The organism is Acanthopleuribacter pedis, from assembly GCF_017377855.1.
In the GTDB taxonomy this organism is placed as follows: domain Bacteria; phylum Acidobacteriota; class Holophagae; order Acanthopleuribacterales; family Acanthopleuribacteraceae; genus Acanthopleuribacter; species Acanthopleuribacter pedis.
The window spans coordinates 47,267-63,571 of sequence record NZ_JAFREP010000026.1; the positions used below are offsets into that span (position 1 = coordinate 47,267).

General features: G+C 55.9%; 9 protein-coding genes. 7 read left to right on the top strand and 2 right to left on the bottom strand.

The features are described 5' to 3' along the window. Positions 1-349: 349 nt before the first annotated feature. On the bottom strand, positions 350-1,966 hold the full coding sequence (locus tag J3U88_RS24420; RefSeq protein WP_207861617.1) for a phosphatidylinositol-specific phospholipase C domain-containing protein: 1,617 nt from the start codon (positions 1,964-1,966) through the stop codon (positions 350-352). A 586-nt stretch (positions 1,967-2,552) separates the two neighbouring features. Between J3U88_RS24420 and J3U88_RS24425 the strand changes: the two genes are divergently transcribed. The 7 genes from J3U88_RS24425 to J3U88_RS24455 all read left to right on the top strand — a co-directional run bounded on the left by J3U88_RS24425 (position 2,553) and on the right by J3U88_RS24455 (position 14,820). Then, entirely contained in the window at positions 2,553-3,209 is a 657-nt protein-coding gene (locus tag J3U88_RS24425; RefSeq protein WP_207861618.1) for an FFLEELY motif protein, read from the top strand. A gap of 228 nt (positions 3,210-3,437) precedes the next feature. After that, entirely contained in the window at positions 3,438-4,397 is a 960-nt protein-coding gene (locus tag J3U88_RS24430) for a GGDEF domain-containing protein (protein ID WP_207861619.1), read from the top strand. Positions 4,398-4,420: 23 nt separating this feature from the next. Continuing rightward, entirely contained in the window at positions 4,421-4,666 is a 246-nt protein-coding gene (locus J3U88_RS24435; protein WP_207861620.1) for a hypothetical protein, read from the top strand. A gap of 112 nt (positions 4,667-4,778) precedes the next feature. Beyond that, entirely contained in the window at positions 4,779-5,441 is a 663-nt protein-coding gene (locus J3U88_RS24440) for a metallophosphoesterase (RefSeq protein WP_207861621.1), read from the top strand. A 405-nt stretch (positions 5,442-5,846) separates the two neighbouring features. Next, a complete protein-coding gene (locus J3U88_RS24445) occupies positions 5,847-6,557 on the top strand; it encodes a hypothetical protein (protein WP_207861622.1) in 711 nt (236 codons plus the stop codon). 172 nt (positions 6,558-6,729) lie between these two features. Next, a complete protein-coding gene (locus J3U88_RS24450; protein ID WP_207861623.1) occupies positions 6,730-9,144 on the top strand; it encodes a flotillin family protein in 2,415 nt (804 codons plus the stop codon). Positions 9,145-9,264: 120 nt separating this feature from the next. After that, on the top strand, positions 9,265-14,820 hold the full coding sequence (locus tag J3U88_RS24455) for a DNA repair ATPase (protein WP_207861624.1): 5,556 nt from the start codon (positions 9,265-9,267) through the stop codon (positions 14,818-14,820). A gap of 730 nt (positions 14,821-15,550) precedes the next feature. On the opposite strand, the gene J3U88_RS24460 is transcribed toward J3U88_RS24455, so the two are convergent. Next, positions 15,551-16,186 (bottom strand): hypothetical protein, encoded by a 636-nt coding sequence (locus J3U88_RS24460; protein ID WP_207861625.1) that lies wholly within the window; start codon positions 16,184-16,186, stop codon positions 15,551-15,553. Between the last annotated feature and the right edge of the window lie 119 nt (positions 16,187-16,305).

A 16,305-nucleotide genomic window follows, 5' to 3' on the forward strand; every position in this document is an offset into this window, starting at 1 on the left:
ACGTGGTGACAACTCAGAAGAGACGGTGTCGCCGGGCACGCGAAAAAGCTTCGGGTCGAATCGTGTTTCACGGTTTAGATTATTCAGAAGTGATCTGACCTAAACGAAGCAACGGGTTTATCCTGCGCGATCCCTCCAGCCCAACATTGTTGGGCGGGCAAGGGAATATCACCACGGCGCCATCCTCAATAAATCCCCTTATCCTAAGAAATAAAAACCAAAGCTACCGCCAAAAAACCTCCTATCCAAGCCATCCCTCAAAAAAAGGGCCCCGAGGGGCCCGGTCTCACCTGCTGCATTTGAACACACAGCAAAAAGGACAGGAACAATTTGGTTTCTTGTTGGACGGTTACGGCGCTAAGCCGAAGCTTCCTTTGTTGGTGGTTAAGGTGAAGGCGCCCGCTTGACCGGAATGGTAGGTGGCGGCGACCAAACGGTAGCGACCCGCCTGCAGCGTCATCGCCAAACGCGAGTTGTAGCCGGAACCGCCGTCGTCGTCATCCGCGATGATCGCGCCGTATTCGTCGACCAAAAACAGGTAGGTATCCACACTCGCCGTTAAATCGAATTGTAGGTGTTCCGTTCCGGTGAGCGTGAAGCTTACCGACACGTTGTTTTCCGAATGCACGTCGCGACCGCCGGAGGTGGTCCACTTGCCGCGGTAATTGCGGTTACCCAGCGCGTTGGGAATCCATTCGCCCTCCACCGCGCCGTCGCTGTAGTTCAACCAAACGCGGTCCGAGCCGTCGATGATTTTGGCTTCCTTGAGTTTTTCGTTTTCGTAGCCGGATACCGGGACCGCGAACACATAACGCCCGCCCGTTTCCATGTTGCAGAAGTCGTTGCCTTCGCTCCAGGTGCCCGTGCCGCTGGTGATGTACCATTCGCCCGTGTCGGGATCTTTACAAGCAAAGCTGACCATGCGGTCGCAGGGGATGTCGTTAAAGCGGCCGTTGGCGATGTGTTCGCCGCAATCCTCGCCCGAACCGTAATCGTTGGGTTCGTTGTTGTTCCAACTCCACACCGCGTTTTGCAAACGGCCGTCGAAGGGGCGCAGTTCATCCATGCCCGGCAGGTTCACCCCGCAGCGCATCATTTCGCGCATTCGTTCCGGGGTTAAGGGCGCACCGGGATTCCCGAAAATGTCTGTCAGCGTGGTGCGGTCCTCAAAGAAACGCACCATTTCGCGGTTGTATTGATCGCGGCCGAAGGGATCGCAGTTGGGATAGTTTTGGAAGCGGTTGGGGTTGCTGGAAGGAAACCCGTTGGCGTCGCCCACACCCGTGAACACCCATTCGTTGAAGGTACTGTTGCGGCAACCGTCCGTCATGAACATGATCTGTTTGCCCGCGGCCAGGATGTCGGCCTTGCTGATGTCCATAGGGATCCCCTGGCAGCCGCCGACGGGTTTAAAGATTTTGTCGCCGAAATAGGCGCGCAACTTGTCGACCGCTTCGCCAAAGGCGTCGTCGATGTGTTCTTCCAGGTAGATCAGGATCACTTCATTGGCGTTTTCGGGGCGGTTGAGGAAGTCGCGTACCTCGGCCAAGCCTTCGGTGAACTGACGGTCGAAAGTGGAACAACCGACGTGGTCACTCGTTCCGTGGCAGAGCAGCAACTCGGTACCCCATTCCCAGGGCCAACCGTCGGTGCTGAAGAATTCGTGGACGTCAAACTCCATACAACGCACACCCATGCGCAATTGCTTGCTGATGCTGTAGACGTGGTTGGGGTCCCAATAGGAACCGAGATTGGAATAATCGGCGGCGTTGTAGGAGTTGTGGGTGGTGATGAAGGTCGCGTGGGCCAGGGGCGCGTACAGGTCGAGCGTGCGTTGATGGGCCAGGGCTTTGGCCGTCCAGGAACGTTCAAAATCTTCGATTTCGCCCGCGGAAACGGGGGCGATCATGGACAAAACGAGAAACAGGCAAAGACGTCCGGCGAGGGACGTGGATGGTGTGAGCATTTAATTCTCCTCAAAGGAAACAAGTGATGGCGCCACGGGTCGAATAGCCGGCGTGGTCAAACAAGGAGGTGCGTTAACCCTGATCGGCGCGATCTGTGTCGATAAAAACCGTTCAGGTCAAAGCATGGATGGATTGAAGCGCCGTCGCTCGGAAGTAAATCCGGGAAACAAGCCACCAAAGTAAAGGGCGGGTGATAAAGGTGAGGCAAATCTGCTTGTAGATGAGGTACAAAGTCAGACAGGCGCTCGCTTGGTAGGATGGCGATGTTTCGCGACGTTGGTAATTTCTGGAGCGAGTTTAGTTAAAAAAGGGCGCAAATTAAAGATGGGTTTTGCTGATTTTCGAACCAAATTCTATGTTGACGGTGGTGTCAAACGTGACAGAGTTCAAAGGGGTTGATGGGATTTTGGTTCAAAGGTCTGACCAGCAAGGATTTTCGAAAGGTGACAGTTTGTTACGTTTTGCGTGCCGCGTTGCTCCCTGAATATGGACTTTGTGATTTGTGTCACGTGGTGCGCGTCTTGGCGCGGCATGGTTTACAATAGAGGCGCGATGGGGGACACCCCATGAGGAGAAGTCGCTACCATGAGCAATGAAGAAAAGCAGATTGAATTTGAAAAAGTGGTTGAAGATCCAAAATACTTTTACTTGAAAGATTTCCAGTCGAAGCGTTTGCGCTCCACTTATGATGACTTTGCCTCTCAGCCTGAGTATGCCTCGGCCTGTTTCTTCTTTTTCTATCGGATTTATAGTGTCGAAGATACCGAGGATCGGGACCGCCAGTTTCGGAAAATTCATGGAACCGTAAAAAACTTTCTTGGCGGCGAAGTAGTAAACAGCATGAGCCGGCTCATCGAGCTTCAAGACCTTACCATCCAACTTGATATGAAGCTTTTGGCGGTGCTGGCCGAGATGGAGGCACCGGTTTCTTTTGACGTGGACACCTATGAGCGTGCGTACAAGATGAGCGACAATTATGTCGCCCGCGAAAAGCAAATCGAGCTTTTGGATTTTACCATTCGGCTGATTCACAGCATTTCCCATCGTTTCGGGATCGGTATGATTTTGAAAGGGTTGCGCGCCGCATGTCTGGTGTTGGGCCACACCGCGATGGTTGATTTTCTGATGGACGGATACCGCGCTTTTGCGGATTTACGCGCCATCGATCCCTTGGCCGAGGCCATGGTTGCGCGGGAACAGCGGCGGTTGGATCGCATTTGGGCGATTCCTTTGACGTCTTAATCACTTCCAACGGCATAACACGGTTGCTTCAAACGGTTTTTTTGCCCAAAATAGCAAAAGCTTTCAAAAAAGTGTCTGCACGATTCGTGAATTTGACGTGGCTTTGTTATAATCGGAAATTGATTATCCAATGGTTTCCACAAAATGATCCCGATCCTTTTTGGTTTTGGGTGCCGGGCCTTCATCCTTGGTTTGGGATTGTTCCCAAACATACATGGGTTTCACCACATGAAAGATGCTGCCAACGAAAATCTCAAGCGGGTTTACCGCGCCGAACTAGCCACCGAACAGGCCGCCAAGGCGCTTGAAGCCAAGGAGGATCGCTCGTTTGAGGAGGTTCGCGACGGTTACAGCTCGCTGCTGAAGGCCTACTCCAAATTATTGCGCGAAACCATGATCATGACGCGCCTCAGTGATCGCTCCCAGCATAAACTCATCAAACTTCAGGAAGAGTTACGCCACCAGAACGAGGTGATTAAAGCCAAAGAAGGCAAGCTGTTGGAACTGAATCGCCAGCTCATGGAAGCCTCGGTGACCGATTCCTTGACCGGCCTCAAGAACCGCCGCTTTTTAACCAGCTTCTTGACCAGTGAATTGGAGCGACTCAAGCGGCTTTATGATCGGCCCTACGAAAAGAAAGACCGTGTCGAGGGCACGCTGTTGTTCGTCTTGGTGGACATCGACCATTTCAAACGCATCAACGACGCATACGGCCACCCCGCCGGTGACGAGGTGCTGCGCCAGTTTGCCGACATCATCGAGGCCTGCTGTCGTACCTCCGATTTTGCCGTACGTTGGGGCGGTGAGGAGTTTTTGTTGGTTTGCCGCGACAGCCACCGCGGCCTGGGTCGTTTGATGGCGGAACGTTTGCGGGAAAACGTCTTAAACCACGTCTTCAAATTAAACGATCATTTGGAAATCCACTGCACCTGTTCCATTGGTTTTTCCTATTTTCCGGTGACCTATCGCGAAAACCGCTTCTTGGGATTGGAGGAAGTGGTTAACCTCGCCGATCAAGCTTTGTACGTCGCCAAAAAGTCGGGGCGCAATGCCTGGGTTGGTGTGATTCCCAATCCCTCCTACGCCGCCTTGGGTGATGAGGTCCCATTGGAACTGGAAATGTTGCGTCAACTGGGTTACCTTGACTTAATCACCTCGCTGGAGAGCCCGGCACAATTGGTGTTGTAACCCCGCTTTTTCGGAGTCCTTAGATGGATCAGCTCGACCTACGCGGCAAGTTCCGTGAGGCGCAAGACATCTTCGAATCCCAAGACCTTGAAGCCGGCGATTTGCGTTTGTTCGCCTGGCCCGACGAGCGCAACGCTGAAGCAGGGGCGCCTTGGGTGCAAATGGTGGCCTTCGTATGCCGAAAAACCGGTGGTGCCGTGGTGTTTAAGGGCGATGTGCCGCGTTGGGTGGTGCGATTCTCCGATATCGATTGGGGCAACCCCTTTTAAACGTTGTTTTTTGCCAACCATCGCGCACTGAAGGTTTTAGGTTGTAAAATGGGCCGGTGCCGAACGCTTCCAAAAAAGTGCGGCGCGGTTTCTTATGGACCGGGATGGAATTGTGCAAAAAGATTGGTTGATTGTCGGTGATGTACACGGCTGCCGCGCCGAACTCGACGCCTTGCTGGCCAAGGCCGAATTTCGGCCTGAGCAAACCGAGTTGATTTTTGTCGGCGATTTAATTAACAAAGGTCCCGATTCGGAAGGTGTTCTGGAACGGGCCGTCGCCTACAACGCCCGGATGGTACTCGGCAACCATGAAACCAACTTTTTGGAACAGGCACGCGCCGGCACCTTTCGACCGGGGAGCATGAGCAGGGTCGCCGAGCAGATGGGACCGCGCCTGGGAAAATGGGTCGATTACCTGGAGCGCCAACCTTTTTGGCTCATCCGGCCGCAACTCTTGGTGGTTCACGCGGGTTTGCATCCGAGCTTGGCCTTGGAAGATACGCCACCCCGCATTTTGACGCGCATCCGTACCTGGGGTGAAAACGGTTTGTTTATGGACCGGGAACAAGATCCACCTTGGTACCACTTCTATCAAGGCGATGCCACCGTGGTCTACGGCCATTGGGCGCGGGCCGGGCTGGTGATGCGCGAGCGCACCATCGGCCTCGACAGTGGTTGCGTCTACGGCTTCCAGTTGTCCGCCCTGCGCTGGCCGCAACGGGAGTTAATCCAAGTTAATGCCTTCGAAACCTACGTCCAAGTGCCCTTGGACTAGTGGCGAAACAGCGCCAAAAAATTCTTACAGTTTCTCGACCCTCTTTTTTTTCTGCCAACGCCCGAATAGGTGAGTTTGAACCCGGCAAGGCGCGGTTGGACCGATCCGTGTCGGTGTGTTTTTACCATGGGCTTGGTGGTTTTTTTGCGCCCGCAAGCTGATACAATAGAAACGTCTCAAACCATTCATCGCGCGGTGGTTCGCCACCGTTTTCAGTTGCCTCGGTTTTTCTCGGTTTTCTTGACCGACGTGTCGGTTCCCACCAACCGCGCGCGGGTCCTCTCCTGGTTGGCCGACGTGACTTGCTAAACGGCGAAAACTGGTCCATACTTCGGTTCAACGTGTTCATATTCAGTTATTTAATAGATCGACACTGGCCGAGGACCCGAGCGGAAAGGGAATCATATGTTAGAGCTATTTAAGGCCGCGGTCGCTTGGGCCAACTTGCCCCTGACCGCACTTTTGGGCATGGTCCTGCTTTACTGGGCCTTTGTCATTGTTGGTTTTATCGGCATCGATACCTTTGATGTCGATCTCGATGCCGATGCCGATCTGGATGTTGACGTTGACGTTGACGTTGACGCCGGGGTCGAACTCGATGCGGACGTCGATGCCGATGTGGACGCCGGTGACGCCGATGTGGCCGCATCCCACGGTGGTGCGCTCAGTGGGTTGTACGGTTTCATGGCCTTCCTCAATATGGACTCGGTTCCCCTGATGGTGGTGGTCTCCATATTGACCCTAGCCATGTGGACCTTTCAAATGGCGGCCCAACAAATCCTGGGTCTGGGCAACCATCCCTTGGGACTGGCTTTGTACCTGCCCGTGTTTCTGCTCGGGGTCGGGGTAACCAAGGTGGTTACCACGCCCATGGCCAAACTCTTTCGTTCGATGCGCGCCGGCGAACGGGAGCGCTTTAGAGTCGTCGGTCGTTTGGGTGAAGTCGTCTCCGACGCCGATTCGGAGCGTCTGGGCCAATTAAAAGTTATCACGGACGGCGCGCCCATCTTGCTAAATATCAGGACACGCAAGGGTTTAGCCTCGCGTGGCCAACAAGCGTTCATACTCGAAAAATCCGCCGAAGGGGATTACTACTATGTTGAAGCGCAGGACTAGGAATCTCGGCTCCGACGTCTGCCAAACCGATGACGGCGTCTTGCCGTCTCGGCCTTGTTTATTTTTCTTTATTTCTGTTTCTTTGCTTCGTTCTGGAGGGGAAGCTGCCGCGTTTCCATCAAACCGGCGCACTTCCATCAATGGTTTTCATTAGCACTGGAGGAATAACATCATGGACTTGATGTCGTTTATACCGCTTATCACGGCCGTTTTGGTGATCCTGGGGATCATCTTTGCCGGCACGCTGATCATAGCGCTGAAGTTCTACAAAAAAGTGCCCCAGGGCCGCGCGATGATTTGCACCGGTCAGGGCCAAACCCGCGTTTCGTTTTCGGGCATGTGGGTCGTCCCCGTGTTCCACCAACTGGAGGTCATGGATATCTCCATCAAACGTCTTGAAATTGAGCGGACCGCGCTAAATGGTCTGATCTGTAAAGACAACATCCGCGCCGACATCAAGGTCGCCTTTTTCGTTGGTGTCAACCAACGCCAGGAAGACGTGTTGGACGTCGCCAAAAACATCGGTACCAGCCGCGCCTCCAACAATGAAACCCTGTACGAATTGTTTGACGCCTTATTCTCCGAGGCGCTGAAGTCCGTGGGTAAACGCTTTGAATTTGTTGATTTGTACAACGAACGCAAAGAGTTCAAAGAAGCCATTTTGCAGACCATCGGTCAGGATTTGAACGGATACCATCTGAAAGATGTCGCCATTGACTTTTTGGAACAGACTGATATCAAACAGCTTGATCCCAGCAATATCCTCGATGCCGAGGGTATTAAAAAGATCACCGATCTGACCTCGCGTCAGGCGATTTTGGCCAACCAAATCGACCGTGAGCGCGAAAAAACCATTAAGCAGCAGGACGTTGAAGCCGAAGAAGCCATTCTCGAAATGGACCGCCAGTTGACCGAAAGCAAGGAACGCCAGACGCGTGAGATTTCGGAAATTAAGGCGCGCGAGGCCGCCCAAGTTGTCTCTGTCCAGCAGGAAGAACGCCGCAAGGCCGAGAAAGCGCGCATCGAGGCCGAGGAAGAGATTCGCGTCGCCGGCGAGAACATGGAACGCCAGGTGATCGTGGCCCAGAAGAACAAGGCGCGTACCGAGAAGGTTGAGGACGAGCGGGTTGAGAAGGACCGTCAGCTTGAAGTCATCGAACGCGAGCGCATTGTCACCTTGACCAATATTGAAAAAGAGAAAGCGGTTGAGGAAGAAAAGAAAAACATCCAAGACGTGATCCGCGAGCGGGTTTCCGTGCAGAAAGCGGTGGTCATCGAAGAGGAACGGATTAAGGATACGCAGGCCTTCGCCGCGGCCGAGCGTGACAAAAAAGTCGCCTTGACCCAAGCCGAACGCGAGGCCGAGGAGCTGCGGGTTCGCGAGGTGGTGACCGCGCAAGCCGCCAAGGAAGCCGCCGCCCACGAGGCCGAGCAAAGGGTGATTGAGGCCGACGCGCAAATGAAAACCGCCGACAAAAACGCCGAGGCGCGCAAGGTTCTGGCTGAGGCCAAGGCCAAGGAAGAAGCGACCATGGGTCTGGCCGAGGCGCAGGTCATCGAAGCCAAAGCCGAGGCCGTGCGTCATGAAGGCGAGGCCCACGCCCATGTGGCCCTCAAAAAAGCCGAGGCCGAGGCCAAGGCGATTGAAGCCAAAGCGGAAGCCATGCGCAAAGAAGGCGACGCCAAGGCCGAGGTTCACGCCGCACAAGGTACCGCCGAGGCCAAGGTCATTGAAGACAAAGCCGTTGCCGAGGCCCGTGGTCTTGAAGCCCAAGCCGACGCAAGGGCCAAGATGGGTGAAGCCGATGCTTCCGTCGTCGAGAAGAAACTGGCCGCGGAGGCTTCCGGGATTGCCGCCAAGGGCGACGCCGAGGCCGGTGTGTTGAAGAAGAAGTACCAAGCCGACGCCGAGGGTGAAGAAGCCAAGGGCAGCGCGGACGCCGCGGTTCTGGCCAAACGGGCTCGCGCCGAGGCCGAGGGCATGGCCGCCAAAGCCGAGGCTCGCGCCAAGGAAGGCGAGGCCGAGGCCGATGTGCTGCTGCGCCGCTTTAACGCGGAAGCCGCCGGCATCAAAGAAAAAGCCGAGGCCATGAAGTTGTTCGACGATGTGGGTCGCGAGCACGAAGAGTTCAAGCTGCGTTTGGAGCAGGAACGCCTGCTGCAAATGGCACAAATCGAAGCCGACCGCGCCATCGCCCGCGAGCAAGCGGCCGTCGTTCGCGAGGGCTTGAAATCCGCCAACATCGACATTGTCGGCGGCGAGTCCATGTTCTTCGACCGCATCATGAACTCCGTCACCAAAGGCAAAGGTGTTGACCGCATGGTGGGTTCCAGCGAGGTGCTGACCGACGTGAAAAACACCTTCTTTAACGGTGACTCGGCGCGCTTCCAAGAGAGCTTGCGCAAGTTCGTCGGCCAGTTCGGCATGAGCAGCGAGGACGTCAAGAACCTGACCATCTCCGCCTTGCTCTACAAGATGATGAACCAAACCGACGATACCAAGATGAAGGGCACCTTGTCGCAAATCCTGGGCATGGCTGAGAAGCTGGGTCTGGGTGACAAAAACGCCGGTATGTTTGATCTCTAACCTGTTTTCTATCCAGTGCCTTACCGCGGCCCCGTCCGGGCCGCGGTTTTTTAACCCGGCACCCACTGCTCAGGTTAAAGCCTTGTTTTCTGAAGCCTGTACCCCCATAAGGATCGATTGATGAGCGATGAAAACCAAAAACCCACCGCCAGTGTCAAATTGGAGGAAGGGACCTACGAAATTATTCGCGGCCGTTTGCAGCAGCAGGGCACCGAACTGCGTGCTCGCCTGGACAAACTGAACCAAGCCCGCAAGGATGTGTTCGGCACCATCGAAAACACCTTGATTGGCAACGAACGGATTTCCACCGACAACAACTGCGTGCCGCGTGACATGATCGCGCTCGGCCCCTCGTTGTTGCTCGGTTACAACGTGCAGCTTGGGCTGCGCTCCGAAACCCATCTCAAGGATGTGTTCGCGGTTTATACCCGCGACGAGAACGGCTTTCACGCCCAAAGTTTAAATTTGCTTGAAGACCCGCAATTTGATACTGACTTCCGCAATCTCTACAAATATTACAAAAAGACCTATTTTTCCAAATTTATGGTGATTGGCCCGCACCTGTTTATGAAGTTCCGCGTTGGCCAAAGCCCCAAGGATTTCAAGACGTTTAAGTGGTTTATCAACGACGACGGTACTTTGAAATACGTCGATAACCGCAGCGATCACGAGTTTGGGTTTCCCGTTCAGCATGAATTCGAATGGCTGAAAACCACCCGCGACATGCACCGCGAGGGCCGCCACCCGCACGTCTCCATCGAGGACCGTGTCTTCGTGGAAACCGTCGGCGGCGACCTCACCATCAAAGTTGAGGACAACACCGCCGACGGCAACGGTATCTACGCGGAACCCGTCGAGCACAAGGACCAAACCCTCGATGACGCCGAAATCCACTACGCCCTGGTCGGCCATGTCATCTTGCTGCGCATTCGCCCCTACCAAGAAAAAGAATACCGCTACCTGGTGTTCAACGAAAAGTTGGCCGAGGTCCATCGCATTGACGCCATTGAAGATACCTGCGTGTTGCTGCCGGACGACCACGGCCTGATTTTTCCGCGCGGTTACTACCTGCTCAACGGCGAACTCAAAACCTTCGACTCCGAGCTCAACGACATGGTGTTCGAACGCCGCGTCGCCTCGCCCAACGGCGAAGATTTTCTGTTTGTGTTCTATAACCGCGCCACCGGGTTTTACATCCTGCTCAGCTACAACCTGATCGAGCAAAAGGTGGCCACGCCGATTACCTGCCACGGCTACACCTTGTTCGACGACGGCACCCTTGCCTACATGCGTACCGAGGACGAGCCCCAAAAACACCACGCCGTACAGTTGTGGCGCACCGCCTTCCTCGGCCCCAATGTGCAGATGGAAGCCAAGGATGACAGCCCGCTGTTTAAGATCGGCAACAAAGACATCGTGCGTTGCATGGCCGAATGCCACGAAATTCTGACGCTCATTAATAAGGAAGAAGCCTACGACACGTTGTACATCGACCTGGTTAAAAAGGTAACCGACACCAGCGATACCTACTTCTGGCTTTCCCAAGACGCCTGTTTCAATCTGGCCGAGGTGCTGCACACCCTGCGCGAGGCCGCCAAGTCGGCGATTGACGAATTTGAGAAGGTCACGCGCATTCAGAAAGCGACCCGTGAGGAAGTTGCGCGGGTGCAGAAAAAAACCGACACCATCTTGAGGGAAATCCGCGTCGCCCAATTGGAAGACGTCAACGAGTTTGTGCGGCTTTTGGCCGAGGCCCGCTTGCTGCGCGGTGAAATCATTTCCACCCGCGAGCGTCGGTACGTCGATCTCGAACTGATGGACCAATTGGAAGAACAGGTGCGCGAGCAGGTCGACGGCTTGTCGAATAAATGCGTCGAATTCCTGCTGCAACCCGAGGCCTTGCAACCCTACGAGGATCGTGTCGCCAAGCAGCAGGCCGCCGTCGAATCCTTGGTCAAGGTGACCGAGGCCAACGAGATCGAGGCCGAAATCGATCAGACCTCCAAGGATTTGGAGATGCTGATTGAAATCGTGAGCAACCTCAAAATCGACGACGCCACCCAAACCACGCGCATTATTGACGGCATCTCCGCCATCTATGGTTTGGTGAACCGCGCCAAAACCGCGTTGCGCAACAAACGCAAGGATTTGGCGCGCGCCGAGGGCGTGGCCGAATTTGCCGCGCAGATGAAGCTGCTGTCGCAGTCGATTACCAACTACCTCGACGTGTGCGATACCCCGGAAAAATGCGAGGGTTACCTCACCAAGATCATGGTGCAACTGGAAGAACTGGAGAGCCGTTTTAGCGAGTTCGACGCGTTCATTGAGCAAATGACCGAAAAACGCGAGCAAGCCTACAACGCCTTCGAGGCCAAGCGCTTGCAACTTGTCGAGAGCCGCAACCGCCGCGCCGCCGCGCTGGCCAAAGCCGCCGACCGCGTTCTGAAAGGCATCGCTAACCGCGTTGCCGGCATTGAGGACATCAACGAAATTAACGGTTACTTCGCCGGCGACATGATGATCGAGAAAGTGCGCGAGATCGTCAGTCAGTTGCAAGAACTGGAAGACACCGTTAAAGCCGACGACATTCAGAGCCGCCTCAAAACCCTTAAAGAAGACACCGTGCGCCAATTGCGCGACAAACGCGACCTTTTCGGCGAGGGTGGCAACACCATCAAAATGGGCAACCACCAGTTTTCGGTGAACCAGCAGGCTTTGGCGCTGACCATCGTCAAACGCGAGGACGACCAATACCTGCACCTGACCGGTACCGACTTCTTCGAAAAGATTGAGGACGAGGAACTGGCCGCGACCCGCCCCGTTTGGGATCAGGAAGTGATTTCCGAGAACCGCCGCGTCTACCGCGCTGAATATTTGGCTTATTTGATGTTACAGCGTTTGCGCGCCGCCGAGGACGACTTTGGCTTAGATCAATACCGCGCCTTAACCGAGGCGGAACGCCAGGATTGGGTGCGGCAATTCGCCGGGCCGCGTTATGCGGAATCCTATGGGAAAGGGGTTCACGATTACGACGCCTTCCGCCTCCTGGACGAGCTTACCGCCATGGCGCAATCACTCGATTTGCTGGTTTATCCGCCCCAGGTGCGCGCCTGTGCCGCCGTTTTCTGGCACAAGTTCTGCGCCAAAAGCGCGCGCGAGAGCCTGCAACGGGTTTACAAAGGGCTGCAGGCGTTGCTTCACGCGTTCCCCGAACAGGCGCGCGCGGAGCAACAGAGCGAGGAGTTGGAACAACTGCTGAACCGGTTTTTGGAAACCACGCGGCTGTTCCCGGCTGCAACCGCCGCCCCCGCCGCCGCCTTTTTGGCAGCCGTATTGTTGCGCGAGGAAGTTTTTCCCATCTCCCAAGACGCCGGCACCCTGTACCGCAAGCTGACCGCGTTCCTCAAAGAAAAAGGCCACGAGCGCACCTTGCGCGACAGCCTGCGCGATTTGGAGCGCGACCCCGCCAAGGGGTACCAGCTTGTCAAACAATGGGTTGCCGCCTACCTGCAGCGCTTTGGCGATAAAATCGAAGCCGACGGGGCCGCCATCGAAGAAACCGCCGCGCTGTTCTATTGTGAGATGTTCGACCGTCAGCGTATCGTCGATGCGCGCATGACCTTGGAACTGGAGGGTTTACGTGGTGATCACGGCAACATCGAACAAGGCCGTTACCTACTCAACTACCACGCCTTCACCGAGCGGCTCGCCGCTTTTGCCGGCGAGGTCGTGCCCATGTTTACCCGTTACACCGAACTCAAGCAGGAACTCGCCGAAAAAGCGCGTGTCGACCTGCGCCTGGACGAGTTCCAGCCGCGCGTGCTTTCTTCCTTCGTGCGCAACAAGCTGATCGACCAGGTGTACCTGCCGTTGATTGGCGACAACCTCGCCAAACAGATCGGCACCGCCGGCGAATCGAAGCGCACCGACCGCATGGGTTTGCTGCTGCTCGTCTCGCCGCCGGGTTATGGGAAAACCACGCTGATGGAGTACATCGCCAACCGGCTCGGCCTAATTTTTATGAAGATCAACGGCCCCGCCATCGGCCACGATGTGACCGCGCTCGATCCCGCCTCCGCCGCCCATGCGAGCGCCAGGGAGGAATTGAAGAAACTGAACCTCGCCTTGGAAATGGGCGACAACATTATGATTTACCTCGACGACATCCAGCACTGTAACCCCGAGTTCCTGCAAAAGTTCATCTCGCTGTGCGACGGTTCGCGTCGCATTGAGGGTGTCTACAAAGGCCGCACCCGCACCTACGACCTGCGCGGCAAAAAGGTGGCCGTGTGCATGGCGGGTAACCCTTACACCGAAAGCGGCGACCGCTTCCAAATCCCCGACATGCTCGCCAACCGCGCCGATACCTACAACCTCGGCGACATCATCGGCGAAACCGCGACCGCCTTCGAACTGAGTTACATTGAGAACGCGTTGACGTCCAACCCGGTCCTCAACAAGCTGGCCACCAAAAGCCAGCAGGACGTGTACAGCCTGGTCAAAATCGCCGAAACCGGTTCGCGCGAGGGCGTTACCTTCGAGGGTTCCTACGGCGCGGAAGAGGTCAACGAATACGTCAACGTCATGAAAAAGCTGTTGCGCGTGCGCGACATCATCCTCAAAGTCAACCTGGCCTACATCGAGTCGGCGGCCCAAGAGGACGCCTACCGCACCGAACCGCCGTTTAAGTTGCAGGGCTCCTACCGCAACATGAACAAAATCGCGGAAAAGGTACTGCCGGTGATGAACGACAGTGAGTTGGAAGGGTTGATCACCACCCACTACGACAACGAGGCGCAAACCCTGACCTCGGGCGCCGAGGCCAACCTGCTCAAATTCGCCATCTTACAAGGGGCGATGGACGACGAACGCAAAGCGCGCTGGGCAGAAATTATCGGCGTGTTCCGCAAGAAACAATCGATGATGGGCGTCGAGGGCGACGACAAAATGGGTCAAGCCCTGTTGCAATTGATGAACTTCAACGAGGGTTTGAGCGGCATCCGCGATGTGTTGGGCGAAGGCATGAGCCAACTGGCGCAACCACCGGAACCGGTGGAGGAACCGCTTCCCGCGGCGGCGGCCCTCGACGACGAAACCCTGGCCAAACTGGCCGAGGTGATCGGCCCGGCCCTAAACAACATTTCGGGCAGCGGCCAAACCCTGGCCCGCGCCTGGCGCGAAGACGTCCAAAAACAATCGGACCAGCAAGCCAAAAAAGCCAAGTTCCTGATCAAAATGTTGCGCCAACAATTCGAGCTGATGCAGCACTGGATCAAACCCAGCTTCGAAAAGATCAGCGATCAAGACCGCAAGATCGACGCTTTGCAAACCGCGGTCAAAGCCTCACTGGGCACCCACGGCCAAATCATCGAGTACCTCAAACACCTTGCGGGCGAACGTCCCAGCCCCCCGGCGCAACCCGCCCGGCCCACGGCGCAACCCGCCGCGCAACCTGCCGCGCGACCGGCGCAATCCGCGCGGCCCGCCGCGGCGGCCCAAGCCGCACCCAAGCCGCCACCGACCCGTCGCACGGCCCCATCGCCCCAGGCGACGCCCCAGACGGCACCCCAGGCGCCTATCCGACCACCGCAACGTCCAGCCGCGGCCACCCAACCGCCGGCACGTCAGGCCGCCCCGCCCAAACCCCCACCCGTCAAACGACCGGATGAATCCTAATCGGGGAGCGGCCCAAGGAGGGAAGCACCGAGATGGTTCTCAAGGCCTTAGCCGCGGCAATGAATCTGTTGCCATGCCGAGGAACCGGTCAACCGCATTCATTGAGCGCCGTTTCTAGGTAGGCCTGTTGTTGGGTAAAGGTAACTATTGAAGGGGTTTGCCTTTGTAGGGGCGGATGTTTGTCACCAAATACGGTGCAAGGTTGCGGTACTCCTTCAGAGTACCGAGCTGGCCTAATCCAAAACCCATGGTTGGGGGCGGGCCGCGATGCGCCCGCCCCCAACCATGGGCTGAAATCCAGCACGGCCCTGCCGTGCCAACGGTTCGCTGACCAGCGTACCCTGGGAACCTTTTTGTAGTGTGATGGGATGATAAGGAACGAAACGCATGCTCGTAATCCTCGCGGGTACCTTCCCGCGATGCGAACGGCTCACAAAAAAACTGAAACGGGACACAAGTTCGTAAACCTCGCGGGTACCATCCCCGCGATGCGAACAGCTCACAAAAAAACTGAAACGGGACACAAGTTCGTAAACCTCGCGGGTACCATCCCCGCGATGCGAAGGCCTCACCAAAAGGCTGAAACGGGACGCAAGTTCGTAAACCGTTGGCAAGGTGAAGCCTTGCCGGATTTCAGCCCATGGTTGGCGACCGGCGCGAAGCAGCCGGTTGCCAACCATGGGTTAGAAGCCATTTCGAGATGGTACTCTGGAGGAGTACCACAACCGCGTCATTCCAAACCCGGATCGACCAACAACGGAACCTCAAGGAATTGGGCCAATTTCTCGGCTATCTCGTGATTGGTTTTGAAGCGCATCGTGTGGCTTAGGGTGAAACGGTCACCGGTTTGGCTCACGATATTGAGTTGAACATTCGCGGACGGTTGTTTCATGGTTTTTCGATACAACAACTGCAACGCGTATACCTCGTTGACCTTTAAGTGAAAGGCGCGTTTTCCCAAAGCGTTCGGTAAAACCTCAAACGCGGCGTCTCGCCAAACCTCGTCCCGATCTTTGTCGAAAACGGCCGGTTTGCCATAGAGGTTCCAAAGGAAAAAGGCGATTGTATAGGCCAAAGGTAAAAATGCAAGCGACCACTGTACCGGCGGGCCGTCGGCATGAGCTAGCGAGAGCAGCGCGGCAACGATAGGGAACAACAGAAAAAAGAGACAAAAAATTTGGAAGGCGATGCCGGCTCGGATTTCTAGGCGGTGGGGTCCCACCTGAACCAATTTGTGCAAATTGAAGTTGGTAACCGCGTAGGGGAGCGGTTCCCAACTCAAATAAGGTTCCTCGTTCCGCCCACCTTTGTCGGCCGGGTCGACCGTTGTGTCATCATCCGTTTCCCAATTGAAATTGGTTGTCATGACCCATTTCTTTCACCATGTGGTGGCTTATTGTTCCATTGACCGGGCTTCTTGCACAGCGATAGTTCCCGGCCAAGGTACCATCCCCAAGGGCGCGCCCCATGGAAGAAGGGGGACAG

Excerpts from the sequence above, each read along its gene's own strand:
- J3U88_RS24450 (WP_207861623.1), top strand. The coding sequence starts at position 6,730 with ATGGACTTGATGTCGTTTATACCGCTTATCACGGCCGTTTTGGTGATC.
- J3U88_RS24420 (WP_207861617.1), bottom strand. The coding sequence starts at position 1,966 with ATGCTCACACCATCCACGTCCCTCGCCGGACGTCTTTGCCTGTTTCTC.
- J3U88_RS24425 (WP_207861618.1), top strand. The coding sequence starts at position 2,553 with ATGAGCAATGAAGAAAAGCAGATTGAATTTGAAAAAGTGGTTGAAGAT.
- J3U88_RS24430 (WP_207861619.1), top strand. The coding sequence starts at position 3,438 with ATGAAAGATGCTGCCAACGAAAATCTCAAGCGGGTTTACCGCGCCGAA.
- J3U88_RS24435 (WP_207861620.1), top strand. The coding sequence starts at position 4,421 with ATGGATCAGCTCGACCTACGCGGCAAGTTCCGTGAGGCGCAAGACATC.
- J3U88_RS24445 (WP_207861622.1), top strand. The coding sequence starts at position 5,847 with ATGTTAGAGCTATTTAAGGCCGCGGTCGCTTGGGCCAACTTGCCCCTG.
- J3U88_RS24460 (WP_207861625.1), bottom strand. The coding sequence starts at position 16,186 with ATGACAACCAATTTCAATTGGGAAACGGATGATGACACAACGGTCGAC.
- J3U88_RS24455 (WP_207861624.1), top strand. The coding sequence starts at position 9,265 with ATGAGCGATGAAAACCAAAAACCCACCGCCAGTGTCAAATTGGAGGAA.